Source organism: Glycomyces sp. NPDC048151, from assembly GCF_043202775.1.
GTDB lineage: Bacteria > Actinomycetota > Actinomycetes > Mycobacteriales > Micromonosporaceae > Glycomyces.
Map to the genome: position 1 here is coordinate 386,963 of NZ_JBIDBB010000007.1, position 23,276 is coordinate 410,238.

At 70.8% G+C, this 23,276-nt stretch carries 20 protein-coding genes and 1 pseudogene; 14 read left to right on the forward strand and 7 right to left on the reverse strand.

All coding sequences use genetic code 11. The features are described from left to right. Positions 1 to 121 precede the first annotated feature (121 nt). Positions 122 to 748, forward strand: a pseudogene (locus tag ACGGCP_RS19270) (DUF998 domain-containing protein); the annotation flags it as partial. Positions 749 to 775: 27 nt separating this feature from the next. Here ACGGCP_RS19270 and ACGGCP_RS19275 read toward each other — a convergent pair. The 3 genes from ACGGCP_RS19275 to ACGGCP_RS19285 form a co-directional block, all read right to left on the reverse strand. Next, positions 776 to 1,438 (reverse strand): lytic transglycosylase domain-containing protein, encoded by a 663-nt coding sequence (locus ACGGCP_RS19275; protein WP_392967932.1) that lies wholly within the window; start codon positions 1,436 to 1,438, stop codon positions 776 to 778. A gap of 58 nt (positions 1,439 to 1,496) precedes the next feature. Then, positions 1,497 to 2,186, reverse strand: a complete 690-nt coding sequence (locus ACGGCP_RS19280) for a lytic transglycosylase domain-containing protein (protein ID WP_392967934.1) — start codon at positions 2,184 to 2,186, stop codon at positions 1,497 to 1,499. A 69-nt stretch (positions 2,187 to 2,255) separates the two neighbouring features. Then, positions 2,256 to 3,560: a PhoH family protein gene (locus tag ACGGCP_RS19285; RefSeq protein ID WP_392968052.1), complete on the reverse strand. Its 1,305-nt coding sequence runs from the start codon at positions 3,558 to 3,560 to the stop codon at positions 2,256 to 2,258. Between the two features lie 180 nt (positions 3,561 to 3,740). Here ACGGCP_RS19285 and ACGGCP_RS19290 point away from each other — a divergent pair, with 180 nt between their 5' ends. From ACGGCP_RS19290 to ACGGCP_RS19350, 13 genes are all read left to right on the forward strand, one after another. Continuing rightward, positions 3,741 to 4,007 carry a hypothetical protein gene (locus tag ACGGCP_RS19290; protein WP_208496661.1) on the forward strand — a complete coding sequence of 89 codons (267 nt, stop codon included), beginning with the start codon at positions 3,741 to 3,743 and terminating at the stop codon, positions 4,005 to 4,007. 21 nt (positions 4,008 to 4,028) lie between these two features. After that, a complete protein-coding gene (locus ACGGCP_RS19295; RefSeq protein WP_392967936.1) occupies positions 4,029 to 4,805 on the forward strand; it encodes a hypothetical protein in 777 nt (258 codons plus the stop codon). 2 nt (positions 4,806 to 4,807) lie between these two features. Then, complete coding sequence (locus ACGGCP_RS19300) at positions 4,808 to 7,645, forward strand: FtsK/SpoIIIE domain-containing protein (protein WP_392967938.1); 2,838 nt, start codon at positions 4,808 to 4,810, stop codon at positions 7,643 to 7,645. Positions 7,646 to 7,653: 8 nt separating this feature from the next. After that, the gene (locus ACGGCP_RS19305) at positions 7,654 to 8,322 is read left to right on the forward strand and encodes a hypothetical protein (RefSeq protein WP_392967940.1); all 669 of its coding nucleotides are present in this window, start codon (positions 7,654 to 7,656) and stop codon (positions 8,320 to 8,322) included. 62 nt (positions 8,323 to 8,384) lie between these two features. Then, a complete protein-coding gene (locus ACGGCP_RS19310; RefSeq protein ID WP_270121886.1) occupies positions 8,385 to 8,939 on the forward strand; it encodes a hypothetical protein in 555 nt (184 codons plus the stop codon). Positions 8,940 to 9,818: 879 nt separating this feature from the next. Then, positions 9,819 to 11,621 carry a phosphoenolpyruvate carboxykinase (GTP) gene (locus ACGGCP_RS19315; RefSeq protein WP_392968054.1) on the forward strand — a complete coding sequence of 601 codons (1,803 nt, stop codon included), beginning with the start codon at positions 9,819 to 9,821 and terminating at the stop codon, positions 11,619 to 11,621. Between the two features lie 116 nt (positions 11,622 to 11,737). Continuing rightward, positions 11,738 to 12,505: an isoprenyl transferase gene (locus ACGGCP_RS19320; RefSeq protein ID WP_392967942.1), complete on the forward strand. Its 768-nt coding sequence runs from the start codon at positions 11,738 to 11,740 to the stop codon at positions 12,503 to 12,505. Positions 12,506 to 12,607: 102 nt separating this feature from the next. After that, positions 12,608 to 13,147, forward strand: a complete 540-nt coding sequence (locus tag ACGGCP_RS19325; RefSeq protein WP_392967944.1) for an RNA polymerase sigma factor — start codon at positions 12,608 to 12,610, stop codon at positions 13,145 to 13,147. 20 nt (positions 13,148 to 13,167) lie between these two features. After that, positions 13,168 to 13,839: a hypothetical protein gene (locus ACGGCP_RS19330; protein ID WP_392967946.1), complete on the forward strand. Its 672-nt coding sequence runs from the start codon at positions 13,168 to 13,170 to the stop codon at positions 13,837 to 13,839. Positions 13,840 to 14,011: 172 nt separating this feature from the next. Then, positions 14,012 to 14,569 carry an RNA polymerase sigma factor gene (locus tag ACGGCP_RS19335; protein WP_392967947.1) on the forward strand — a complete coding sequence of 186 codons (558 nt, stop codon included), beginning with the start codon at positions 14,012 to 14,014 and terminating at the stop codon, positions 14,567 to 14,569. Then, on the forward strand, positions 14,566 to 15,771 hold the full coding sequence (locus tag ACGGCP_RS19340) for a hypothetical protein (RefSeq protein WP_392967949.1): 1,206 nt from the start codon (positions 14,566 to 14,568) through the stop codon (positions 15,769 to 15,771). The genes ACGGCP_RS19335 and ACGGCP_RS19340 overlap by 4 nt, the downstream gene beginning before the upstream one ends. 235 nt (positions 15,772 to 16,006) lie before the next feature. Continuing rightward, complete coding sequence (locus ACGGCP_RS19345; protein ID WP_392967951.1) at positions 16,007 to 16,549, forward strand: RNA polymerase sigma factor; 543 nt, start codon at positions 16,007 to 16,009, stop codon at positions 16,547 to 16,549. After that, positions 16,546 to 17,784, forward strand: a complete 1,239-nt coding sequence (locus ACGGCP_RS19350) for a hypothetical protein (protein ID WP_392967953.1) — start codon at positions 16,546 to 16,548, stop codon at positions 17,782 to 17,784. Before ACGGCP_RS19345 ends, ACGGCP_RS19350 begins: the two co-directional genes overlap by 4 nt. A 53-nt stretch (positions 17,785 to 17,837) precedes the next feature. Here ACGGCP_RS19350 and ACGGCP_RS19355 read toward each other — a convergent pair whose 3' ends face one another. The 4 genes from ACGGCP_RS19355 to ACGGCP_RS19370 all read right to left on the reverse strand — a co-directional run bounded on the left by ACGGCP_RS19355 (position 17,838) and on the right by ACGGCP_RS19370 (position 23,225). Next, positions 17,838 to 18,392 carry an isochorismatase family protein gene (locus ACGGCP_RS19355; protein WP_392967955.1) on the reverse strand — a complete coding sequence of 185 codons (555 nt, stop codon included), beginning with the start codon at positions 18,390 to 18,392 and terminating at the stop codon, positions 17,838 to 17,840. A 93-nt stretch (positions 18,393 to 18,485) separates the two neighbouring features. Next, on the reverse strand, positions 18,486 to 20,162 hold the full coding sequence (gene ctaD, locus ACGGCP_RS19360) for a cytochrome c oxidase subunit I (protein ID WP_392967957.1): 1,677 nt from the start codon (positions 20,160 to 20,162) through the stop codon (positions 18,486 to 18,488). A gap of 226 nt (positions 20,163 to 20,388) precedes the next feature. Further along, positions 20,389 to 20,793: a roadblock/LC7 domain-containing protein gene (locus ACGGCP_RS19365; protein ID WP_205324330.1), complete on the reverse strand. Its 405-nt coding sequence runs from the start codon at positions 20,791 to 20,793 to the stop codon at positions 20,389 to 20,391. An 11-nt stretch (positions 20,794 to 20,804) separates the two neighbouring features. Continuing rightward, on the reverse strand, positions 20,805 to 23,225 hold the full coding sequence (locus tag ACGGCP_RS19370; protein ID WP_392967959.1) for an ATP-binding protein: 2,421 nt from the start codon (positions 23,223 to 23,225) through the stop codon (positions 20,805 to 20,807). Between the last annotated feature and the right edge of the window lie 51 nt (positions 23,226 to 23,276).

The following is a 23,276-nucleotide window of genomic DNA, read 5'->3' on the forward strand; positions in this document are numbered from 1 at the left end:
ACCCGCACGCCGCACCGGGCTTGGTAGGGCCTGCGGTACCACCGGCCGGGTGCTGGCGGGGGTGGGGATTCGGGTGCCTTCGTCACTGATTTCGAAGCCCGATTCCACGAGCCTTGATGACATGATCATTCATGCGCCCCTTGGCGACAGTGCCAACACTGCGACCACCCTCAAGGGACTGACGACGGCCGGGTTCACCGCGCTCGGCGCCGGGTTCGCCGCGATGGTCGTCCTCCACGCGACCTCCGGCCTCAACCCCGTCGAGGTCGTCATCAGCCTCCACCTCTACACCCCGCTCGGCTGGCTCCTGCCCGTCGCGCTCGTGCTCTTCGGGCTCGGCGCGGCCGCGTTCGCCGCCGTCGCCCGCCGCGTCGAGGCCCCCCGCTGGCTCAGCCCGATGCTCCTCGTCTGGGCCGGTTTCCTCGCGCTCGTCGCGATCTTCCCGACCGACCCGCCCGGCCTCCCCGAGGTCTCACTGGTCTCCGCGATCCACCGCTACGCCGCGTTCTGCGCGTTCAGCACCATGGCCGTCATGGGCCTCGCCTTCGCCCGCTGGGCCAAGCAGCACCCCGAATGCTCCGCGAAGACCCGCAAGTCCGTCCTCGCGGCCAGCTGGATCGCCGTGGTCGCCCTCGTCGCCTGCTCCGCCCCGTACGTCGCCGAGTGGTTCGGCGTCCCGCGCGAGCCCGGCGCGTTCGGCGCGGGCCTGCTCCAGCGCACCACCGTCGGCATGGAGCTGGTGGCGCTGGCGTTCGTGGGCGCCTGGCTCAAGGGCTCAGTAGTAGCCCTCGGCCTCGGATTTGGCCCAGGCGCCGCAGGGGTCCCCGTAGAGGCTCTCGATGTAGCCCAGGCCCCAGAGGATCTGCGTGACGGGGTTGGTGCGCCAGTCGTCGCCGACCGACGCCATCTTGCTCCCGGGGTAGGACTGCGGGATGCCGTAGGCGCCGATCGAGTTCGCGGCCAGTTCGTTCCAGCCGGACTCCTTGTCCCACAGGAGCTCCAGGCACGCGAACTGCTCCAGGTCGAACCCGGCTTCGAGGGTGAGCGCGCAGCCCGTGGCCTTGTTCCCGGTGAACTCGCCGCAGTCGGCGGGAATGTCGACTGACGTCGGGTTCGTGTTCATCGCGGCGGCCTCGTCGGCGTCCTCCTGGGCGTCGTTGAGGCCGTTCGCCTTGTCCTCGGCGTACTCGTAGACCGCGGCGGCCTTGACGGTGACGTCGGCCCCGGCGGTCGCGGCGATGTAGTCGCGGTGGTGCCCGCGCGCCTCCTCGTACGCCGCCTCGGCGTCGGCCTGCTGCTCGGCGGCCGCCTGGCCGGGGTGCTCGGCGTCGATCCGGGCGGGGTCGTCGGTGATGGCGGAGACGGCGACGACGGCGCCGATCGCGAGCACCACGAGGGCGGCGATGCGGGCCCCGTAGCGGGTCAGCTTCGGGATCATGGGGTGGCTCCAGAGAGAAAAAGACCGCCGCCCGGGGACCGGGCGGCGGCCGTGGTTGCTAGTACCAGCCGACTTCTTCGGAGTGGTTCCAGGCCTCGCAGGGCGTGCCGTAGCGGCCCTCGATGTAGCCCAGGCCCCACTCGATCTGGGTGACGGGGTTGGTCTCCCAGTCGGAGCCCTCGCTGGCCATCTTGTCGCCGGGCAGGGCCTGCGGGATGCCGTAGGCGCCGATGCCGTTGGCGGCCAGTTCGTTCCAGCCCGACTCGCGGTCCCACAGGGCCACGAGGCAGCCGATCTCGTCGAGCCCGAAGCCGTGCTCCTGCGCGAGCGCGCAGCCGGTGGCCTTGTTTCCCGAGTAGTCGCTGCAGCTGCCGGGGATGTCCACATTCGTGCGGCCCGCGTTCGCGGCCTCCTCGGCGGCCTCTTCGGCCGCCTGCTCGGCCTCGTCGGCGTCCTTCTGGGCCTCGTTGAGGCCGTTGGCCTTGTCCGCGGCGTACTGGAAGACCGCCTCGGCCTTGACGTTGACGTCGGCCCCGGCGGTCTCGGCGATGTAGTTGACGTGCTGGTAGCGGACCTCTTCGTACGCGTCCTCAGCCTCGGCCTGCTGCTCGGCGGCGGCCTGGCTGGGATGGTTCGCGTCGGTCTCGGCCGGATCGTCGGTCAAGGCGTTCACGCCAATGACTGCCCCGAGTGCGAGGACGAGCACGGCGGCGAGTTTCGCGCCGTAGCGGGTCAGCAGTGGGATCATTCGCTCTACTCCTGTGTCCCGGGCGACTGTCCACAGACGCCCGGGACACAGCATGCCAGAGCTGTATTCCTAGCCTTCGAGCAGGTTGGTGACCATCTCCGCGATCTCCGAACGCTCACTGCGCGTAAGCGTGACGTGAGCGAAGAGTGGGTGGCCCTTGAGCACGTCGATCACCGAGGCGACCCCGTCGTGGCGGCCCACCCGCAGGTTGTCGCGCTGCGCGACGTCGTGGGTGAGCACCACTTTGGAGCCCTGGCCGATGCGCGAGAGCACCGTCAGGAGCACGCCGCGTTCAAGCGACTGCGCCTCGTCGACGATGACGAACGCGTCGTGCAGGGACCGGCCGCGGATGTGCGTGAGCGGCAGGACCTCGAGCATGCCGCGCTCGAGCACCTCCGAGATCACCACGTCGTTGGTGACGGCCCCGAGCGTGTCGAACACGGCCTGGCCCCACGGGCTCATCTTCTCGCCCTCGGAGCCCGGCAGGTAGCCGAGCTGCTGGCCGCCGACCGCGTAGAGCGGCCGGAACACGATGACCTTCTTGAACAGCTCGCGTTCGAGCACCTGCTCCAGCCCGGCGCACAGCGCCATCGCGGATTTGCCGGTGCCGGCCTTGCCGCCGAGCGAGACGATCCCGATGTCCGGGTCCAGCAGCAGGTCGAGCGCGACCCGCTGCTCAGCGGAGCGGCCGTGGACGCCGAAGGCGTCGCGGCCCCTGACGAGGCGGATCTTCTTGTCCACAGTGACCCGGCCCAGCGCCTTCGAGCTGTTGCCGTTGAGGACGAGGCCCGTGTGGCACGGCAGCTCCACGTCGTGCGGCAGGTCCACGTCGCCGCCGTCGAAGAGCCGGTCGATCACGTCGTCGGGGACGGCCAGCTCGGCCATGCCCGACCACGTGGGGTCCACGGCCTGGCCGTGGCGGTACTCCTCGGTGGGGATGCCGACCGCGGAGGCCTTGACCCGCAGCGGCATGTCCTTGGTGACCAGCACGGCGTCGGCGCCTTCGAGCCCCAGTGCCCGGGTGACGGCGATGATGCGCGAGTCGTTGGTGTCCACGGCGAACCCGGCCGGCAGGCCGGAGGTGTCGACGTGGTTGAGCTCGACCCGGATGGAACCGCCGTGGTCCCCGACGGGGATCGGCTGGTCGAGGCGCCCGTGCCTGATGCGGAGTTCGTCGAGGCGCCTGAGGCACTCCCGGGCGAACCAGCCCAGTTCGGGGTGGTGGCGTTTGGCCTCCAGTTCGCTTACTACGACGAGCGGAATGACCACGTGGTGTTCGTCGAACCGTGAGAACGCACCTGGGTCTGATAGCAGAACCGAGGTGTCGAGGACGTAAGTGCGTTGCACTGGCACGGTCGCCTCCCGGGTGTCGATGTGTAGGGGCGGGCCCCGTTGGTACTCACACTGTAGTTGGGAGGTACGTCACTCCGCCACCGTTAAATGCATCGAAAGCAACACTCGTAGTCACCGGAGCGTCGGAAATCCGACAAAGCAGACACGCCGCGTTATCCGCCGATCACTGAATGTGGACGTTTTCTCGGTGAGAATGAGCCTGTGTCCACCGTGAGCGTCGCCGAACTCAAGTCCGCCATCGCCGCCGCGCTCCAGCAGGTGCGCGACGGCCAGGCCGCCATCGCCTCCGCCAGCCAGAACATCGAGGCCGCCCAAGGCAGCCTCACCGCCGTCACCGCCGGGTCGGGCCACGACTCGGTCGCCACCGCCCAGGCCGCGCTCGCCCAGGCGGCCGCCGAACTCGAACAGTCCCTCGCCGCCACGTTCGCCGCCGCCGAGCAGGCGGAGGCGTACGCCGCGACCCTCTAGCCCTTGTAGAACGGAGCCCCTGTGGACGTCGCCGCCCTCGCCGGGCGCCTCAAGGCCCTGGCCGCCGACCTCCCGCTGCCCGCCCTCGACACCGCCGACCAGTGCCTCGAAGCCGCCCAGGCGGAACTCAAGGAGGCCTCGCGCGAGTCGACCGGCGAGATCGGGCTCCACAAGCTCGGCGCCGCCCGCGAACGCCTCGACGCGGCGCGCCTGCGCATCACTGAGGCCGCCACCGCGATCGACGACTACCTCGCATGTATCGGCGCCGGAGCCGGCGCCGCCACCCCGGCCGCCTTGGCCCCCAAGGGCAAAGCCGCCGCGCCGCCGCCCGTCGACCCGCGCCGGTGGTGGACCGACCGCGTCAACGAGCTGTGCGGCCGCACCGGCGCCGCCGACCCGCAGCAGGTCCCGCCCACGCGCCTGTTCAACGACCTGCTCAAAGCCGCCGGGGACGGCAACGCCGAGGCCTACTGCAAGCGCCTGCGCGACGCCGGACCCCAGACCGGCGTGAAACTCCCCGGCCTCGCCTGGCCGCTCGTGCGCACCCTCGCCGCCGAGCACCTGGGGCGCACGCCGACCGCGCGCGACGTCGCGGGGCTGCGCGACAAGTGCGCCGACAAGATCCGGTCGCTCGTCCCCAACGCCGAGCCCGACCACATCGGAGCGGCGCTCGCCTCCGCCTGCACCCTGGGGCGCAAGGGCGCCGACGAAGACGGCGACGCGGCGCGGACCGCGGCGATGGGTCCGGCGCTGGTCGCGGCCCTGCACCGGTTGAGCAAAAGCGAGCGGAAGGCCTGACCATGAGCAGCTGGCGGCGACGACTGGTGACGGCCATGGGCGACGAACTCGGACGCGCCCGCGGCGAGGCCCGGTTCCTCGCCGAGCGCACCGCGACCGAGGCCGAGGCCGAACGCGATCGGTCCGAGCGGGCGATCACCGACGCGAGCCGCAAGCAGGCCCAGCTCAAGGGCATCCACGAGAAGATGCTCGCGACCTTGGAGGCCCGCAAAGCCGCCGCGGTGCAAGACGGCCACGAAGCCGCGATGGCGGCGGCCCGCCGGGCAGCCCCGGCGGCCGCCGGGGCGAAGTGGAGCGAATGGCAGGTCGAATCGGGCCTCGACCGGGGCGCTGCCCCGATGCTTCGTGTCGGCGACCTCGTCGGGAGCGAGTCGATGTCGCTTCCTCTGGGGCCCTCCCTCCCTCCCCACCCACCCACCACCGCCACCGCCGTGATGTCGGCTGCCGCCTCGACCGGGCGCGCTCCGGTCGAGAGTGGTGATGACCCCGGTGCCTCCGGAAAATTCCGGATTCGTTCCGGTGCAGCGGTTGCATCCGCCGACGTGTCCAGTGTGGCAGGGGGGTACGACAATTCAGCACCCTCAGTGACGACAATCTCACTCCCTGCGCTCGTGCCGCTGCTCGACCGGTCGCATCTGCGCATCGACTCCGATGCGGCCCAAGCACTTCCAGGACTCCTGCTGCGGTCCGTCGGGGCCGTGCCCGCCGGACTCGTCCGCCTCCACGTGTACGACCCCGAGCACCTCGGCGGGTCGCTCTCGGCGTTCGCGGCCCTCGGCAAGGCCGGGCTGCTCTCGTTCGTCGGGCCCTCCGGCCTGCGCGAAACCCTCGACTCGCTCGTCGAGACCGTCCGCCGCGTCAACGCCGAAGTGCTTGCGGGCGAACACGCCTCGCTCGCCGAACTCGCCGCCGCCACCGGCCGCCGCCCCGAGCCCTGGCGGGTCCTCGTCCTGCTCAACGCCGACCTCGCCGCCTGGCCCGCCCACGACCAGGCCCAGCTCGCGCGGCTGCGCCGCACCGGCGTCGCCGCCGGGGTCCACCTCGTCGTCGTCGGCGACGACACCGCAGGCCCCGCCGACCTGCCCCGCCTCACCGCGACCAGCTACACCGGACTGCCCGGCGCCCGCCTCCGACTCGACGGCCCCCCGCCCCTGAGCACCATCACCGCCGCCGCCAAAGCCATCGCCGAGAAGCACAGCGCCGGAAGGGAACCCGCCCGCCTCGTCGACCTCCTCCCGCAGCGCCTCTGGGCCGCCTCCTCCGCCACCGGCCTCTACGCCGCCATCGGCGAGACCGCCGCAGGCGACGTCGCCCGGCTCGCCCTCGGCGACAACCCGCCCCACGCCCTCGTCGGCGGCCCCTCCGGCTCCGGCAAGACCAACCTGCTCTACGCCTGGATCGCCGGGCTCGCCTCCAACTACAGCCCCGGCGAACTCGAGCTGTACCTCCTCGACTTCAAAGAAGGCGTCTCCTTCGCGCGCTTCGCCTCCGGCCGCCGCGACCCCACCTGGCTCCCGCACGTCCGCCTCGTCGGCGTCAACATCAACGACGACCGCGAATTCGGCCTCGCCCTCCTGCGCCACCTCAAAGAGGAGCTCCGCCGCCGCGCCGAAGCCGCCAAAGCCCACGAGGCCACCAAACTCGAAGAGCTCCGCGCCGCCGACCCCGAAGGCCACTGGCCCCGCATCGTCGCCGTCGTGGACGAGTTCCAGGTCCTCCTCGAAGCCCGCGACGCCGTCACCGACGAAGCCGTCCAGCTCCTCGAAGACCTCGCCCGCCGCGGCCGCAGCCAAGGCATCCACCTCGTGCTCGCCTCCCAGGACATCGCCGGGATCGAGGCCCTCTGGGGCCGCCCCAGCCTCGTCGCCCAGTTCACGCTGCGCGTCGCGCTCCCCAAGGCCCGCAGGGTCCTCGCCGAGAACAACCACGCCGCCGACACCGTCGCCCGCTTCCACGCCGTCGTCAACGACGAGTCCGGCCACTCCAACGCCAACAAGATCGTCGCCGTCCCCAACGCCGGGCACGCCGACGCCTGGGAACCGCTCCAGAAACGCCTCTGGGAAGCCCGCCCCACAGGCAACGAGCCGCCGGCGCTCTTCGACGGCGACCACGTCCCCGAACTCACCGCCGCCGCACCGCCACCCGAGACCGCGCTCCTCGGCCAGACCATCGACGTCGCCTCCCGCGGCGCCGAACTCGCCCTCCACCGCGCGCCCGGCCGCAACCTCGCCGTCCTCGGCACCAGAGGGACCGAAGCCGCCGACATCCTCGCCGCCGCCGCCCTCACCGCCGCCCGCGGCCAGCGCATCGGCGTCGACATCTGCTGCCTCGAACCCGACGCCGCCTCCTCCGCGCTGGCCCTCGCCTCCGCGCTCGAGACCGAAGGCGCCGAAGTCGACTGGCACGACGGCCTCGACGAAGTCTGCAAGGACTGGGACCGCCGCTGCGACGGCACCCTGCGCCTCAACCTGGTCTACGCCGTCGACGCCGGGTCCGCGCGCCTCGACGCCGCCGGGACGGCCGCCCTGCGCGCCATGCTCATCGACGGCCCCGAACGCCACCTCCACACCCTCGGCTGGTGGCGGTCCGTGCCGCGCCTGCGCGAGGACCTCGGCGGCTTCTCGGCCCGCTTCGACGCCGTCGACGCCTGGCTCGCCCTCGACGTGCAGGGCCCCGAGCTCGCCCCGCTCTCGCCCGCCAGCGGCGGCCCGGCCTGGTACCCGCGCGAGCGGCGCGGCCTCTACTTCGACCGCGCGAGGCACCGGGCCCCGCAGGTCGTCATCCCCTATATGACGACCGCCCGGCTCCCGCGGCCCGAGGCCGTCCTCGACCTGCCGTAAGGAGCGCCATGCCGACCGTCGACACCGACTACACCAGCGCCGTCGCCGCCTACCTGAAGGAACGCGCCGACGCCGACGCCGAGATCGGCGCCGCCGTCGCCGCCTACCGCGCCGAGGCCGACCGGCTCGCCGCCGCCGTCGAGGCCGCGCGGGCCGCGCGCGAGCAGGCCAACAGCGACTCGGTGAACGCCGCGACGCTCGTGGCTGAGACCGACAAGACCGTCGCGGTCCTGTGGCGGTCCCTCGGCGACTTCGTGGGCCACCGCCGCACCGGCCCCACGCCGTCGGCGGGCGACCCCGACCCGGACCCCGGCCCCGAGCGCGTCCGGGAGCGCCTGGAGCGCTCCGAGCGGCTGCTCTCGCTCGCCCGGCAGGGTGAACTCCCGATCGAGGCGCCCCGGCACACCGAGGTCACGGCGGCCGCGATCGGCCTCGCGCTCGGCGCGCTCGCGGTCTGGGCGGCCCTGGGGATGCTCAAGTCCGAGGGCCTCCAGTTCGCCGAGGCCCTGGCCGCGCTGACCCTGTTCGCGGGGATAGGGACAGGCCCGATCGTGTTGGGCGCGTGGCTGTCCTGGCAGTACCGGGTGCGCCCGCGCCCGGGCCAGACGCTCGTGTGCGTGGGGGCCGCGATCGTGGCGGTGTGCGCGCTGGCCGGGCTGTTCATGCGGGGGCTTTAGCGGGGTGGTTGACGCCATGGGGTACACCTGATGCGTCAACAGAAACGTGAGGAGTCCCGTCAATGGCCGCCATCGACGACACCGGCTCGTGGCATTACGGCCCCTTGCCGTCCACTGACGACGCCCCCGCCTGGATCTACGGGATCGTCCCGGACGGCTGGATCGCCGGCATGCCCGACGTGACCGTGGACCGCGACGAGATGATCATCATCTGCCCGCTGCCGACCCCGGACCACCCGGCCGACGCGACCGAGTCCGACCGGGCCGCGACCGAGGAGGGCCGGATCTCGCGCTTCCGGGAGGCGACGCGGGACATGCGCGTGCAGATCGCGCAGCAGCTGCAGTACCGGTACCACCGGCAGGCGTCGTGGGGCGCGCGCTGCGGTTCGACGACGATGGTGTTCACGCACCAGTCGCTGCCGGTGACGACGCGTCTGCGCCAGCCCGAGCGGCTGGTGCTCGACACCCTCGTGGGCTCGGGCGTGGCCGCTTCGCGCTCGGACGCGCTCGCGTGGTGCGTGCGCCTGGTCGAGCAGCACGCCGAGGACTGGCTCAAGGAGCTGCGCGAGGCGATGGTGAGCGTCGACGAGCTGCGCCGCCGGGGGCCGTCGGTCTAGGGGGTGTTGACGAACCCCTGGCGGCCGCTATCCGGCCCGTTCGCCCGCTCGCTGCGTTGTCGGGGCCTTCGCATACAACACCGGTATGCAAAGGCCCCTCCGCCTTGCGAGCGAACGAACGGACTCGGATACCGACTCGCCACGGATTCGTCAACACCCCCTAGCGGCCGCAGGGTTGTTCAAGGGCGGGGACGCGCACGCGTCCCCGCCCTTTCGCCGTGCGCGGTGCGCGCAGCGGCCGTGCTCATAGGAGGAAGAAGGCGAGGACGACCGCCAGGACGAGGACGATCGCGATCACGAAGCCGATCGTCGCGCCCCTGGCGCGGCTCGACTGCGGTTCCGGTTCCCGGTGCGCCATGGACCTCTCCAACGCTTCGACACTCGGATGCGGGCGTGCAGACCTGCATCTTCGCCCAGGACGGCGCAGCATGCGGCGATTCGGGCCAAAACGCGCGGACTCATGCGCGAAACGCGATCGCGACGGCGATCTAACGCGCTCGTTCCATGATCGAAATCGATCGCATTAGTTGCGAGCATCGGTCAAATTCAGTCCCGGATGATCGATACTGCGCGGCCGAGCAGAAAGTGCGGGTAGTTGTGCTCGTTCCGAGCTCGAACGCGCACAAGATCAAGTTTCATGAATGGAGCCCCTGTTCAGGCTCCGACCGAACGCGCACGAGTGCCTGCGCGTGCACCGGTATTCCCGTAGCGTCCGAATGACCGGTCCCGGCCGGAGCGCCGAGCTCCGGCCCAGCGGCACGGCCTGTCGCAGGCCGCCACAAGCAGGCCGCGCGCGCCGCGCATGAGAACAGCACCGAAGGAGCCACCGTGAGCACCGAAGCCTCCACCGCCAGTCTCGTCGAGACGGGCACCGCCTCGATCGGCCTCACCGATCCGCCCACCCGCCACCACCGGCTGCTCGCCTGGGTCGGCGAAGTGGCCGAGCTGACCGACCCCGACCAGATCGTGTGGTGCGACGGCAGCCCCGCCGAATGGGAGCGCCTGACCGCCGAGCTCGTCGCGTTCGGGACCCTCGAGCCGGTCCCCGCCAAGCCCGACTCGTTCCTCGCCCGCACCGACCCGAGCGACGTCGCGCGCGTCGAGGAGCGCACCTTCATCTGCTCCCAGGACCCCGAGGACGCCGGGCCCACCAACAACTGGACCGCGCCCGACTACATGCGCGAGACCATGACCGGCCTCTACCGCGGCTCCATGCGCGGGCGCACCATGTACGTCGTCCCGTTCTGCATGGGCTCGCTGGACGCCGAGAAGCCGATGTTCGGCGTCGAGATCACCGACTCCGCCTACGTCGCCGTCTCGATGCACATCATGACGCGCATGGGCACCCAGGTGCTCGAGGCGATGGGCCGCGACGGCGACTTCGTCAAGTGCCTCCACTCCGTCGGCGCGCCGCTCGCGCCGGGCCAGGCCGACGTGCCGTGGCCCTGCAACCAGACCAAGTACATCTCGCACTTCCCCGAGGACCGCGAGATCTGGTCGTACGGCTCGGGCTACGGCGGCAACTCCCTGCTCGGCAAGAAGTGCTACGCCCTGCGCATCGGCTCCGCGATGGGCCGCGACGACGGCTGGCTCGCCGAGCACATGCTCATCCTGCGCCTGACCTCCCCGGAAGGGAAGGTCTACCACGTGACCGGCGCGTTCCCCTCCGCGTGCGGCAAGACCAACCTCGCGATGCTCGAGCCGACCATCCCGGGCTGGAAGGTCGAGACCCTCGGCGACGACATCGCCTGGCTCCGCTTCGGCGAGGACGGCCGCCTGTGGGCCTCCAACCCCGAATACGGCTTCTTCGGCGTCGCGCCCGGCACCGACTACAAGACCAACCCGAACGCCATGCGCACCATCGAGAAGGGCCACACGCTCTTCACGAACGTCGCGCTCACCGACGACGGCGACGTGTGGTGGGAGGGCATGGGCGAGGCGCCCGAGCACGCGATCGACTGGAAGGGCCGCGACTGGACCCCGAACTCCGAGGAGCCGTCCAGCCACCCCAACAGCCGCTTCTGCACGCCGATCAAGCAGTGCCCCGTCCTCGCCGAGCAGTACGACGACCCGCGCGGCGTCCCGATCGACGCGATCCTCTTCGGCGGCCGCCGCGCCACCACGATCCCGCTCGTCACGCAGGCCCGCGACTGGGTCCACGGCGTGTACATGGGCGCGACCCTCTCCTCGGAGACCACGGCCGCGGCCGTCGGCCAGGTCGGGGTCGTGCGGCGCGACCCGATGGCGATGCTGCCGTTCATCGGCTACAACGCCGCCGACTACTTCGGGCACTGGATCGAGATGGGCAAGTCCGCCGCCAGCGAGGACCTCATGCCCGCCGTGTTCTACGTGAACTGGTTCCGCCGCTCCGAGGACGGCCGTTTCCTGTGGCCCGGGTTCGGGGAGAACGCCCGCGTCCTCAAGTGGGTCGTCGAACGCCTCGAAGGCCGCGGCGAGGCCGTCGAGACCCCGATCGGGTACTGCCCGACCCCGGAGGCGATCGACATCGACGGGCTCGACCTCTCCGAGGCCGACCTCAGGGCCGCCCTCGAGGTCGACCGCGACGAGTGGACCGCCGAGATCCCGCTGGTCGAAAGCTGGTTCGCGCGCTTCGGCGACCGGCTCCCCACCGTGCTGTGGAGCGAGCTCGACGCCCTGAAGAGCCGCCTCGACCTGCAGTAGCCGCTACGGACCGCCCGCGCACCCGGCACCGGTGCGCGGGCTTCGCCGTGCATGCCGTGACGTGACGGCGGCGAAGCGTGCGAGCCGTAATTTCGAGGAGCCTACAATTGCCGGTTGTGGCGATCTCGAACCTGCTCTACCGGATCTACGAGCGTCGGCTCTCGCGCGAGCTGACCGGCCAGCCGCTGCCCCGGCACATCGGCGTCATGGTCGACGGCAACCGTCGCTGGGCCCGCGACATGGGCCTGACCGACCCAAACGACGGCCACCGCGCCGGCGCCAAGCACATCGAGCGGTTCCTCGGCTGGTGCGACGAGCTCGGCGTCGAGCACGTGACGATCTGGCTCCTCTCCACCGAGAACCTCTCGCGCCCCAAGGAGCAGCTCGACCCGCTCCTGGACATCATCGACGAGCTCGCCGGGGAGCTCGCCGAAGACGACCAGCCCTGGCAGCTGCGCATGGTCGGCGCCCTCGACCTCCTCCCCGAGGAGCACCAGGCCGCCCTGAAGGACGCCCAGCAGCGCACCGCCGAGAAGCGCGGCATGCAGGTCAATCTCGCCGTCTGCTACGGCGGCCAGCGCGAGATCGCCGACGCCGTGCGCTCCTTCATCCTCGAGCAGGCCGCCCACGGCGCGAGCCTGGAGCAGGTCGCCGAGTCCATCGACGCCGACTCGATCGCCCGCCACCTGTACATGACCGGCCAGCCCGACCCGGACCTGGTCATCCGCACGAGCGGCGAGCAGCGGATCTCAGGGTTCCTCTTGTGGCAGTCGGCCTACTCCGAGTTCTACTTCTGCGACTCGAACTGGCCCGACTTCCGCCGGGTCGACTTCCTGCGCGCGGTGCGGTCCTTCGCCATCCGCGACCGCCGCTACGGCAAGTAGCCCAAAAAAGTTCACAGTCCGCTGCGTCATTCCGGCCGGGACCTTCGTGTGGAGAGTGCGATCAAACCGACTGCACGCCAATCCCTGGAATCGAGGAACCGGATGACTGCGAGCCCCATGGCGCAACAGTCCACTGTGTCCCATGTAACCACCGCGGCGCACGCGGACTTCAACGGCTTCTACGCCGCCAACGTCGCCCAGATCACCGCGCAGATCCGCGCCTACGTCGGCGACCTCAGCGAGGCCGAGGACCTGGTCGCGGAGGCGTTCTGCCGGGCGCTCGCCCGCTGGGGCTCGATCAGCGCGTACGACAACCCCGCCACGTGGGTGCGCCGGGTCGCGTGGAACCTGGCGACCTCGCGGCTGCGCCGCGCCGCCGTCCTGCGCCGGTTCCTGCGCCGCCAGCGCCCCGCCGCGTTCGAGGGCCCCGGGCCCGAGCGGCTCGACCTGGAGCGGGCGCTGTCGCAACTGAACGAGCGCCACCGCAAGGCGGTCATCCTCCGCTACATGGCGGGCATGACCACCGCCGAGATCGCCGAGCAGGAGGGCGTCGCCGAGACGACCGTCCGGTCCTGGCTGACCCGTGGAAAAGCGGCGCTCGCCGAGCGCCTGCGCATCGACACCTTCGAGGAGCCCCGATGAACACCCCTCAACGAGACCCATTGAGCGCAATGTTCGACCAGTACGCCGCCGCGACCGCCGCCGAGACCACCCCGCCCACCACCGGGCAGCTGCGCAGCCGCATGCGCCGCCACCGCACGGTCCGCGTCGCCGCCGCCGGAGTCGCCGCCGCCGTCCTCGTCGTCCCCGGCGGCTGGGCCCTTCAGCAGGCCGGAGCGACCGACCAGGGCCCCGGTCCGGCCGACGGCGGCCCCGACACCGAGGTCAGCTGTGCCGTCGAGGAGCCCACCGGGGAGCCTACCGACAGCCCCGCCGAGGAGCAGTCCGAAAGCTGGTCCGTCGAGGAGGAGCCCCCCGGGGGCTGGCCCACCGAAGGCGTCAGCGGGGAGGTCCAAGACGTCCACGAAGACGACTTCGAGCCCACCGGCGACGAGACCGTCAAGCCCGAGGACCCGACCGACGGCACCGGCGACTGCGCGGAGGACCCCTCCGAGGAGCCCACCGACGTCCACGAGTCCGAAATCGAAGAGGAGCCCACCGACAGCGAGGCGTCCGAGCCCGGCGAGGAGCCCACGGACGCGGGGGAGGAACCGACCGACCAGAGCGAGGAGCCCACGGACGCGGGCGAGGAACCGACCGACCAGAGCGAAGAGCCCACGGACGCAGGCGAAGAGCCCACCGAGGACGACCCCTCCGAGGAGTCCACTCCCTGATCGCAGCCGCACCGAGGCCCCCGCGAGCACCGCTCGCGGGGGCCTCGTCGCGCCCCCAGCGACTACCGTGAGCGAGACCACTCGGGCTCTGCGTGAAATCGTCTGCATAACTTCGCGCCCACCGCTCGTGTATCTAATGCGGACCCCCGCACACCCGAGTTGAGGAGCCCCGATGATGCCCACCCGAGACCGCCCTTCACCCACATTGGACGGAGGACCGGCGGACCAGAGCCCCGCCCTGCGCGCGAACCAGGAGTTCGACGACTTCTACGCCGCCAACGTCCGCGCCCTCACCAGCCAGCTGCTCGCCTACACCGGCAACAAGGCCGAAGCCGAGGACCTCGTCGCCGAAGCCTTCTGCCGCGCGCTCGACCGCTGGAAGAAGGTGCGCGAGTACCAGAACCCCACCGCCTGGGTCCGCCGCGTCGCCTGGAACCTCGCCACGAGCCAGCTGCGCCGCCGCACCGTCGTCCAGCGCTTCCTCAACCGTCAGCGGGAGACCCACGAGACCGCGCCCGACGGCGACCGCGTCGACCTCATGCGGGCGCTCGCCGGGATCACCCCCAACCACCGCAAGGCCGTCATCCTCCGGTACATGGCCGGCCTCAGCGTCACCGAGATCGCCGAACAGGAAGGCGTCCCCGAAGCCACCGTCAGGTCCTGGCTCTTCCGAGGCAAGGCCGCACTGGCACAACGACTCAGCGTGCAGGACGAGAAGGAGCAGCGATGAACACCCCCGAAGAAGAGACCCGTTTCGCGCAGGCCTTCGACGAGTTCGGCGAGGCCGCCGAGCTCATGGTCGAACCCCCCTCCACCGGCGTGATCCGGCAGCGGGTCCGCCGCCGCCGCGTCACCCGCGTCGCCGTCGCGGGCTTCGCCGCGATCGCGCTGGCCGCCCCGACCTCCTGGATGCTGCAGCAGGTCGCGACCGCCGAAGAGCAGGAAGCGCCGCCCGCCGACGACCGGACCACCGAGACCGTCGTCGAGGCCACGCCCACCGAGGCCCCGACGACGCCCGCGGAAGCGGCGACGACCGAGACCGACACCGAGTCGGCCGCGCCCCCGGTCCTGCCGACGTTCGACGACCTGGTCGGCACCACGCTCGAACTGCCCTCGTTCGGCGACAGCACGGAGGAGATCTGCCCGGCCGCGCCCGCGACGCTCACTGCGGCAGGAGGAGACGGCCCGGTCTACCTGCTCAAGGTCGTCCACGCCAGCCTCACCGCCGACGGACCGGAGCAGGCGGTCGCCCTCGTCGGCTGCAGCCCCGGCGAGGCCATGATCCGCCAGGTCCTCGTCATCGAGGCGGACGGCGACGGCTACAAGGTCGCCGAGCAGCTCTACCGCTACGACTACGGCGTCAACGGCTCGGTGTACGACATCGCGCCCGCCGCCGACTACGGGCTTTTCCTCGGCGTCATCGAGCAGGAACCCTGCTGCTCGAACCTCCCCGAGCACTTCGACCAGTGGATCGAGCGGTACCGCGACGGCGGGTTCGAGAAGCTGAGCGGCGCGGTGCCGGGCACGTATGTGACGGACCTGCGGCCTTCGATCGAGGTCACCGACACCGGGACGGGCACCTGGGAGGTCAGGGTGACTGTCGAGAACGCCGGCAACGGCGAGTCCGCCCCGTTCGAGCTGTGGTTCTGCTCGAACGAAGCCATGAGGCTCGAGGACGGCACGACCGGAGCCTGCCCTGACGGCATCGCCGTCGAGAGCGCCGAAGGGCTCGCCGCCGGCGACGTCTATGAAACGGTCTGGACCGTGACGACGGACCCGAAGGCGGAGTGGAGCGACGAAGAGGTCCAGTACGGGCAGTCCTTCCAGGTCGAAGTGAAGATGCCCCGCTACGGCACGGAAGCACTCGTCTTCGAGACCGCCACCGGCAACAACTCGCAGGCCCACACGTTCGCCTACGACGAGATGGACTAGCCGCACACGACGAGGCCCCCGCGAGCGATGCCCGCGGGGGCCTCGCCGCGTCCGCGGCCGCCGTCTTATCGTGAGGGGACTGCTCCTTCGTGCAATGCCGAAGCGGAAGACCTGGTCCAGCCCGCCATCAACGGACGACCTGAAAAACCCGGTTCCGGGGTGGGACTTTGCCGGGCGCTCGTTCGTGTGGAGGAGGCGATCGACCGATCGCTCAGCCGACCCGCAGAGGAGCCCCATGGCCGCCAGCGTCGCCGCGAACACCGCCGCGTTGGACCGAGCGAGCCCGACCGATCACCGCGCCGAGTTCAACGCCTTCTACGCCAGCAACATCGGCCCTATCACCGCGCAGATCCGCGCCTACACAGGCGACCCCGCAGAGGCTGAAGACATCGTGGCCGAGGCCTTCATCCGGGCGCTGACCCGCTGGAAGACCGTCGGCACCTATGAGAACCCGGCGATCTGGGTGCGTCGCGTCGCGTGGAACCTCGCCACGTCCCGGCTGCGTCGCGGCGCCTTCATCCGCACATTCATGCGCCGCCAGCGCATCGCGGACGTCGAAGGGCCCGGCCCCGAACGCGTCGACCTCGAACGGGCCCTCGCCGGGCTCAACGAGCGCCACCGCAAAGCGATCATCCTCCACTACATCGCCGGGCTGTCTGGCGCCGAGATCGCCGACCAGGAGCGGGTCGCCGAATCCACCGTCCGCACCTGGCTGGCCCGAGGGCGCGCGGCCCTCGCCGAACGACTGCGCACCGACGACGGCAAGGAGCAACGATGAACACCCCCGACCCGATGAAGGACATCTTCGCCGAGTACACCGGCGATATCACGGCCGCCACCGACACCGGCGGCGCCGACCGGCTGTGGCGCAAAGCGAAGCGCCGCCGCACGGGCCGTGTCGCGGCCGTCGCCGGACTCACCGCTGTGGCGCTGACCGGCTCGGCGACCTGGGCGTTCCAGTACGCCGCGGGTGCCGACGAGCAGGACCGGCAGCAGCAGACCGCCGCGGACGAGACGCCCACGCAGTCCGAGGAGGCGAAGCGGCACGATGAGCTGTTCTTCGAGGCCGAGGACCTGACGGAGACGCCGATGGACCTCCCCGCATTCGTACCCGGCAACGCCGACGTAGACGAGGTCTGCCAGGTCGAGGACGTCCTGCTCACCAACGGCGAACACGTGGAGCCGACCGAGAGCGGCGCGGTGTTCGTGAAACAAGTCACCTACTCGCACGTGAAGGCCGATGCGGACGGGAGCGATGTCGCGATCCTCGGGTGCCGGTTCGGCGAGGAGGCGCTGTACCAGGTCGTGATCATCGAAGAAGCGGGTGACGAGACCTGGGTCGCTGCCGAGCAGCTCGTCCACTCCGAGCCCGGCGGCGAGTCCCCGCAGTACATCGGGGAGAGCTTCGGCCTCATCGAGGAAGGCCTCGACGACGAAGGGCTGCTGGTCGGCTTCTCCGAGCGGTACGACCCGGAGGCGGACGACCTCCGGTACTGGGCCGAGCGCGTCGGCCTGGACGCCGAGGGCGAGCTGGTGCGCGAGCCGATCGGCGATGTGACGGCGGAGGGCTTCGCGCCCTTGACGATCGACGTGGAGGCGACCGAGACGGCGACCGAGGACGTCTGGACCATCACGGCCACCGTGTACAACCACGGCCCCAGGGTCGCGTCCGGGTACACGTTGACGGCGCATCACGAGGAGTTCGTCGAAGTGCTCGACGGCCCGGCCGAGAGCGAGACGGAGGACCCGCTCTGGTCCGAGGTCGGCGTGATCGACGGGCTCGGAGTCGGGGACTCCTACACGCTGGAGTGGACGGTGGCCGTCGACCGTGCGGCCCAGCGCGCGTGGGCCTTGGAAATGGGACCGTACGAGGAGGACGCGGACGCCAACATCGAATTCCTGCCGCAGTTCATCGTCAACTTCGAGTCGGACACGCCGATCGAGGAGCTGCCGCCGGTGATGGACGAACTCGTCTGGTGGAACGGCGGCGGCAACGTCGCGTTCCCCGAGTAGGCCGCACACGACGAGGCCCCCGCGAGCATCGCTCGCGGGGGCCTCGTCACGTCCTAGGCGAGGGTCACGCCCGCCGATTCGAGTTCTTTGAGGGCCTTGGCCTTCGTCTCCTCGGCGACGGCGGCCGTGTACTCCAGGAGCACGGTGGTCTCGAAGCCCTCGGCGGCCGCGTCCAGTGCCGTGGCTCGCACGCAGTGGTCGGTGGCGATGCCGACGACGTCGACCGCGTCGACGCCGCGTTCGCGCAGCCACTCGGCGAGTCCGGTCTCCCCGGCGGAGCCCTCGAAGCCCGAGTACGCGGCCTCGTACGCGCCCTTGTCGAACACGGCCTCGGCGAGCGTGTGGTCGAAGTCGGGGTGGAAGCCCGCGCCCGCGGTGCCGACCACGCAGTGCGGGGGCCACGAGTCGCGGAAGTCGGGTTCGGCCGAGAAGTGCAGGCCGGGGTCGATGTGCCAGTCGCGGGTCGCGACGACGTGCTCCCACCGGCCCGGCGCGGAGCCGATGAGGCCGGTGACCGCCGACGCGACGGCGGCGCCGCCCGCGACGGCGAGGGACCCGCCCTCACAGAAGTCGTTCTGGACGTCCACCACGATCAATGCCCGGCTCATACCCCTGATCCTAGTGAGGCGGCCCGAGCATGGAAAGGGCCGGTGCACGAAAAAACCCGGAGCCGCGCGGCTCCGGGTTTCCTCATGCGTGCTTTAGTGCCCCTTGACTTCCTTCACCAGGTGGCCCCACTTCTCGTCGAAGACGGGGCGCTCGGAGCGGATGCGCGGGAGGCGGTCGAAGTTGCGCAGCGGCGGCGGGCAGCTGGTCGCCCACTCGAGCGAGCCGCCGTAGCCCCACGGGTCGTTGGTCTCGACCACGCGCCCGGCCTTCCAGGACTTGAACAGGTTCCAGATGAACGGCAGGGTCGACAGGCCCAGGATGAACGCGCCGATCGTCGAGATCATGTTCAGGGTCGTGAACCCGTCGGTCTCCAGGTAGTCGGCGTACCGGCGGGGCATGCCCTCGGCGCCGAGCCAGTGCTGCACCAGGAACGTGGTGTGGAAGCCGATGAAGGTCAGCCAGAAGTGGACCTTGCCGAGCCGCTCGTCGTACATGCGGCCCGAGACCTTCGGGAACCAGAAGTAGACGCCGGCGTAGACGGCGAACACGATGGTGCCGAACAGCACGTAGTGGAAGTGCGCCACCACGAAGTACGAGTCCGAGACGTGGAAGTCGACCGGCGGGCTGGCGAGCAGGACGCCCGAGAGACCGCCGAGGAGGAACGTCACCAGGAAGCCGATGCTGAACAGCATCGGGGTCTCGAAGGTCAGCTGGCCCTTCCACATGGTGCCGATCCAGTTGAAGAACTTCACACCGGTCGGGACCGCGATGAGGAAGGTCATGAGCGAGAAGAACGGCAGCATGACCGCGCCGGTGGCGTACATGTGGTGGGCCCACACGGCCATCGACAGGCCCGCGATCGCGAGGGTCGCGGCGACCAGGGTCTTGTAGCCGAAGATCGGCTTGCGGCTGAACACCGGGAAGATCTCGGAGACGATGCCGAAGAACGGCAGCGCCACGATGTACACCTCGGGGTGGCCGAAGAACCAGAACAGGTGCTGCCACAGGATCGCGCCGCCGGTCTCGGTGTCGAAGACGTGCGCGCCGAGCTGGCGGTCGGCCATGACGGCGAGGAGCGCGGCGAACAGGATCGGGAAGACCAGGATCACCAGGAGGCTCGTGATGAGGATGTTCCAGGTGAAGATCGGCATGCGGAACATGAGCATGCCCGGGGCGCGCATCGTGATGATCGTGGTGATCATGTTGACCGCGCCGAGGATGGTGCCGATACCGGAGATCGACAGGCCCACGAACCACATGTCCGCGCCGATGCCCGGCGAGTTGACCGCGTTCGACAGCGGCTGGTAGGCGAACCAGCCGAAGGAGGCCGCGCCGCCCGGCGTAATGAAGCCGGAGACCGCGAGGATCGATCCGAGCAGGTACAGCCAGTACGCGAAGGCGTTCAGGCGGGGGAACGCCACGTCGGGCGCGCCGATCTGCAGGGGCACCAGGTAGTTGCCGAACGCGAACACGATCGGGGTCGCGAACATCAGCAGCATGATCGTGCCGTGCATCGTGAACAGCTGGTTGAACTGCTCCGAGGACACGATCTGGAGGCCCGGCTGGAACAGCTCCGCCCGGATGAGGAGCGCGAGGATGCCGCCGATCGCGAAGAACGCGAAGGACGTCACGAAGTAGAGCAGACCGATCTGCTTCGCGTCCGTCGTGCGGAGCGTGCGGGCGAGCCAGGAACCGTTGGGCTCCCGGCGTACCGGCCAGGGGCGCGCGACGATAGGCGTTGGCTCAAGCTTCGGCTCAACCGTGGTCACCTGTGGGCCTCCATGATTCATTTCCAGGTAGCGAACGCAGCATAGCCCCGGGAAGGGCCGCCGATGCGGAGGGGGAACGCACTAGCGGCGTGGCGGAGCGTGTTCGGGTACTGCGCTCATCGTGGTTCTCGCAGGTCGCGTGTACGACCGGCTACGGAAGGGGAGTGGCGCCCGCGGGCCGCCGGACCAGGCCGGCGCCCGCGGGTGAGCAATCTCCTACAGCGCTCTACAGGCTGCCGCGGGCGTCGGGTTCGAGCGCGGCGTAGACGCGCTTGACCAGGAGGGCGGTCTCGTAGCCGACCTGGCCGAGGTCGCAGCCGGCGTTGGCGAGGACGGCGAGCTGGGCGCGGTCGCCGACGGCCATGAGCAGGAGCACGCCCTCGTCCATGTCGATGACGGACTGGCGGATGCGTCCGGCGTCGAGGACCTTCGCGGCCCCCGTCGTCAGGCTCGCGAGGCCCGAGGTGATCGCGGCGAGCTGGTCGGCCCGGTCGGTCGACAGGCCGCGCGAGGCGGCGATGGCGAGGCCGTCGACGGAGACCGTGAGCGCCTCGGAGACGTCCGGGACCTTCTCCACGAAGGAGGTCAGGAGCCAGTCGAGTTCACCGACGTTCTTGTCCTTGTTGTCCATCTCGCTGCTTTCTATTGGCGTTGTTCGTGCGCGGCGGCCGCCGCGATGCCGGACGCGAAACCGGCGAGCCGGTCCCTGATCTCGGCAGGGTCGAGGTCGGTTCCGCCGCCGCCCGAACGCGAGCTGGGAACGGAGCCGGGGAGCAGCCGGGAACCGGGTGCGCGGCGGGGCAGTTCCGCGCCGTTGACCCTGCCGGAGGTTTCGAGTGCTCGGTTCACCTTCCTGAAGGTAACATCCAGCGTCTCGGGCGCGGGCCCGGCGGGGGCGTGGGATCCGTTCCCGCCGTTGAGTGTCGGGCCTGCTACAGGCAGTGGTTCGGGGGTGGAGCCGGCACGGCGCGGACGCGGCACGATCGGCTCGACGGCGCTCGGCGCGCCCGACTCGGCGCCCGTCCCGGTCACCGGCAGGTTCGCGGCGCGGGCCGAGAGCGCGAGCTGCGCGGCCGTCCCGGAGCGGTCGGCGGGCGCGAGTCCGACGGGGTCCTCGGCGTGCGCGCTCGCGGGGATGCGCACGAGCGCGAGCGTGCCCTTGCCCATCGTGGAGTGCAGCTGGACGCTGATGGAGTGCTCGGCGGCGAGCCGCCCGACGACGAGGAGGCCCATCGTCGCGGTCAGCTCGGAGTTCAGCTGGGTCGGCTCGGCGAGGCGGCGGTTGATCGCGGCCATCGGCTCGGGGGCGAGGCCGATGCCGTCGTCGGCGATGGAGATGACGATCTCCGAACCCGAACGGCGCGAGGTGACCCGCACCGACTGCGTCGGCGGCGAGTAGGACGCGGCGTTGTCGAGCAGTTCGGCGAGGATGCGCACGAGGTCCCCGGCGGGCTTGGTCTCGAGCCGCGCCCCGACCTGGTTCTCGACGACGACGCGCCCGGCGTCCTCGATCTCGGCCACGGCGTCGCGGATGATCGCCTCGAGCCCGGCCGGGTGGTTGTACCGGCGCTGCGGGTCGCCGCCCGCGAGCAGGAGCAGGTTCTCCTCGTTGCGGCGCATGCGGGCCAGGAGGTGGTAGACGCTGCGCCACTCGTCGGGGATCGCGGCGGCCGGGGTGCCCTCGACGAGGGCCTCCATGGTCTGCTGCTGGCGGCGGATGAGGGACTGGCCGCGGCGGGCGAGGGTCTTCATCATCGCCTCGACGTCGATGCGCAGCAGGGCCTGGTTCGCGGTCTGGCGCAGCGCCTGGTGGTGCGCGGCGCTGAACGCCTCGGCGAGGCTGTCGAGCTCGTCGGCGTACCGCGAGTCGGTCTGCAGCACCGTCTGCTGCTTCGCGGCCTGCAGGAGCCGGTCGACCTCGTTCGCGTTGGCGGCCTGGGAGACCGCCGCGACGGTCTTCGGCAGCGTGTCGTACGCGGCGGTCAGGGTCGCCTCGCGGACGCCGTCGACGCGGAGGCTGATGCGGCGCGCGAGCATCGCCGCGGAGATGATGGAGGTCAGCGCCAGCACGAGGACGAGCGCGAACGTCGTCAGCAGGGTGCGGGAGGCGGCCTCGCGCATGAGGTTCACGTCCTCGCCCATGGAGCCGAGGACCGCGACCTGCGTGTGGCCGAGGGAGGCGATGACGGCGCGCTGCGCGACGGCGAACTCGGCGGCGGTGAGCGTCGGGACGTTCCCGTTGAGGTACACGCCGATCGCGGTGCGGGCGTCCTTGGCGTCCTGGGACTCCATGGCCTCCAGGTAGACCGAGGCGGTCTCGTTCGACGCGTTCGCCCGGAACTCGGTGATCTGCTGGTCGAACTTGCCCGACATGACCGCGACGTCCCCGAGGGTGTCGCGGTCGACCAGGTCGGTCCCGACCTCCTTGAGCCGCGCCAGGTCGGCGGTGACGGCGAACTGGATCTCGGCGGCGATCTGCCCGGCCTGCATGACCGCGGCGAGGGAGTCGAGGTGCGCGGAGACCTCGGAGTGGTTGACGAGGCGGGGGAGGATCGCGGCGATGGCCACGATCTGGTCGGCGACGTCGCCGTAGACGACGAGCGCGTCCTCGACGTCGTCGTCGGTGTACTCGGCGTCGCCCCGGGCGACCTCGTCGAAGGTGGCGCGGGCCTCCGCGAGCTTGCCGACCTTCTCGAACAGGGCGTCCATGTCGTCGGCGATCTCGGGGAACCGGGCGGCCGCGGCGTCCGAGGTCCCTTGCAGCGCTTCGAAGGCGGCGTCGGTGTTGCGGCGGGTCACCGCGGCGTCGAACTGGCCGCCGCCGTTGTTGATCACCGACATCATGACCGGCTCGGCCTCCAGCTGGTGCTGGTCGAGGCCGGACTTGAGCTTCTCGGAGAGCTCGGCGAGGACCTCGGCGTCGGTGGCGTTCTGGTATTCGTCCCACACCGTGACCGTCTGGAACAGCCCGAGCACCAGCATCCCCATGAGCGCCGCCGCGATCGGCAGCATCAACTGCATCCGAATCGGGAGGCGGCTGGTGCGCCGGCTTTTACGAGCCATCGGGGGGCGTCCTTTCTGAGGGGGCGAAAGCGCTGCGACGTTGCTGGTGAC

Coding starts and splice junctions, on each gene's coding strand:
- ACGGCP_RS19310 (WP_270121886.1), top strand. CDS start 8,385: ATGGCCGCCATCGACGACACCGGCTCGTGGCATTACGGCCCCTTGCCG.
- ACGGCP_RS19275 (WP_392967932.1), bottom strand. CDS start 1,438: ATGATCCCGAAGCTGACCCGCTACGGGGCCCGCATCGCCGCCCTCGTG.
- ACGGCP_RS19345 (WP_392967951.1), top strand. CDS start 16,007: ATGGCCGCCAGCGTCGCCGCGAACACCGCCGCGTTGGACCGAGCGAGC.
- ACGGCP_RS19305 (WP_392967940.1), top strand. CDS start 7,654: ATGCCGACCGTCGACACCGACTACACCAGCGCCGTCGCCGCCTACCTG.
- ACGGCP_RS19280 (WP_392967934.1), bottom strand. CDS start 2,186: ATGATCCCACTGCTGACCCGCTACGGCGCGAAACTCGCCGCCGTGCTC.
- ACGGCP_RS19370 (WP_392967959.1), bottom strand. CDS start 23,225: ATGGCTCGTAAAAGCCGGCGCACCAGCCGCCTCCCGATTCGGATGCAG.
- ACGGCP_RS19350 (WP_392967953.1), top strand. CDS start 16,546: ATGAACACCCCCGACCCGATGAAGGACATCTTCGCCGAGTACACCGGC.
- ACGGCP_RS19340 (WP_392967949.1), top strand. CDS start 14,566: ATGAACACCCCCGAAGAAGAGACCCGTTTCGCGCAGGCCTTCGACGAG.
- ACGGCP_RS19365 (WP_205324330.1), bottom strand. CDS start 20,793: ATGGACAACAAGGACAAGAACGTCGGTGAACTCGACTGGCTCCTGACC.
- ACGGCP_RS19325 (WP_392967944.1), top strand. CDS start 12,608: ATGACTGCGAGCCCCATGGCGCAACAGTCCACTGTGTCCCATGTAACC.
- ACGGCP_RS19300 (WP_392967938.1), top strand. CDS start 4,808: ATGAGCAGCTGGCGGCGACGACTGGTGACGGCCATGGGCGACGAACTC.
- ACGGCP_RS19355 (WP_392967955.1), bottom strand. CDS start 18,392: ATGAGCCGGGCATTGATCGTGGTGGACGTCCAGAACGACTTCTGTGAG.
- ACGGCP_RS19335 (WP_392967947.1), top strand. CDS start 14,012: ATGATGCCCACCCGAGACCGCCCTTCACCCACATTGGACGGAGGACCG.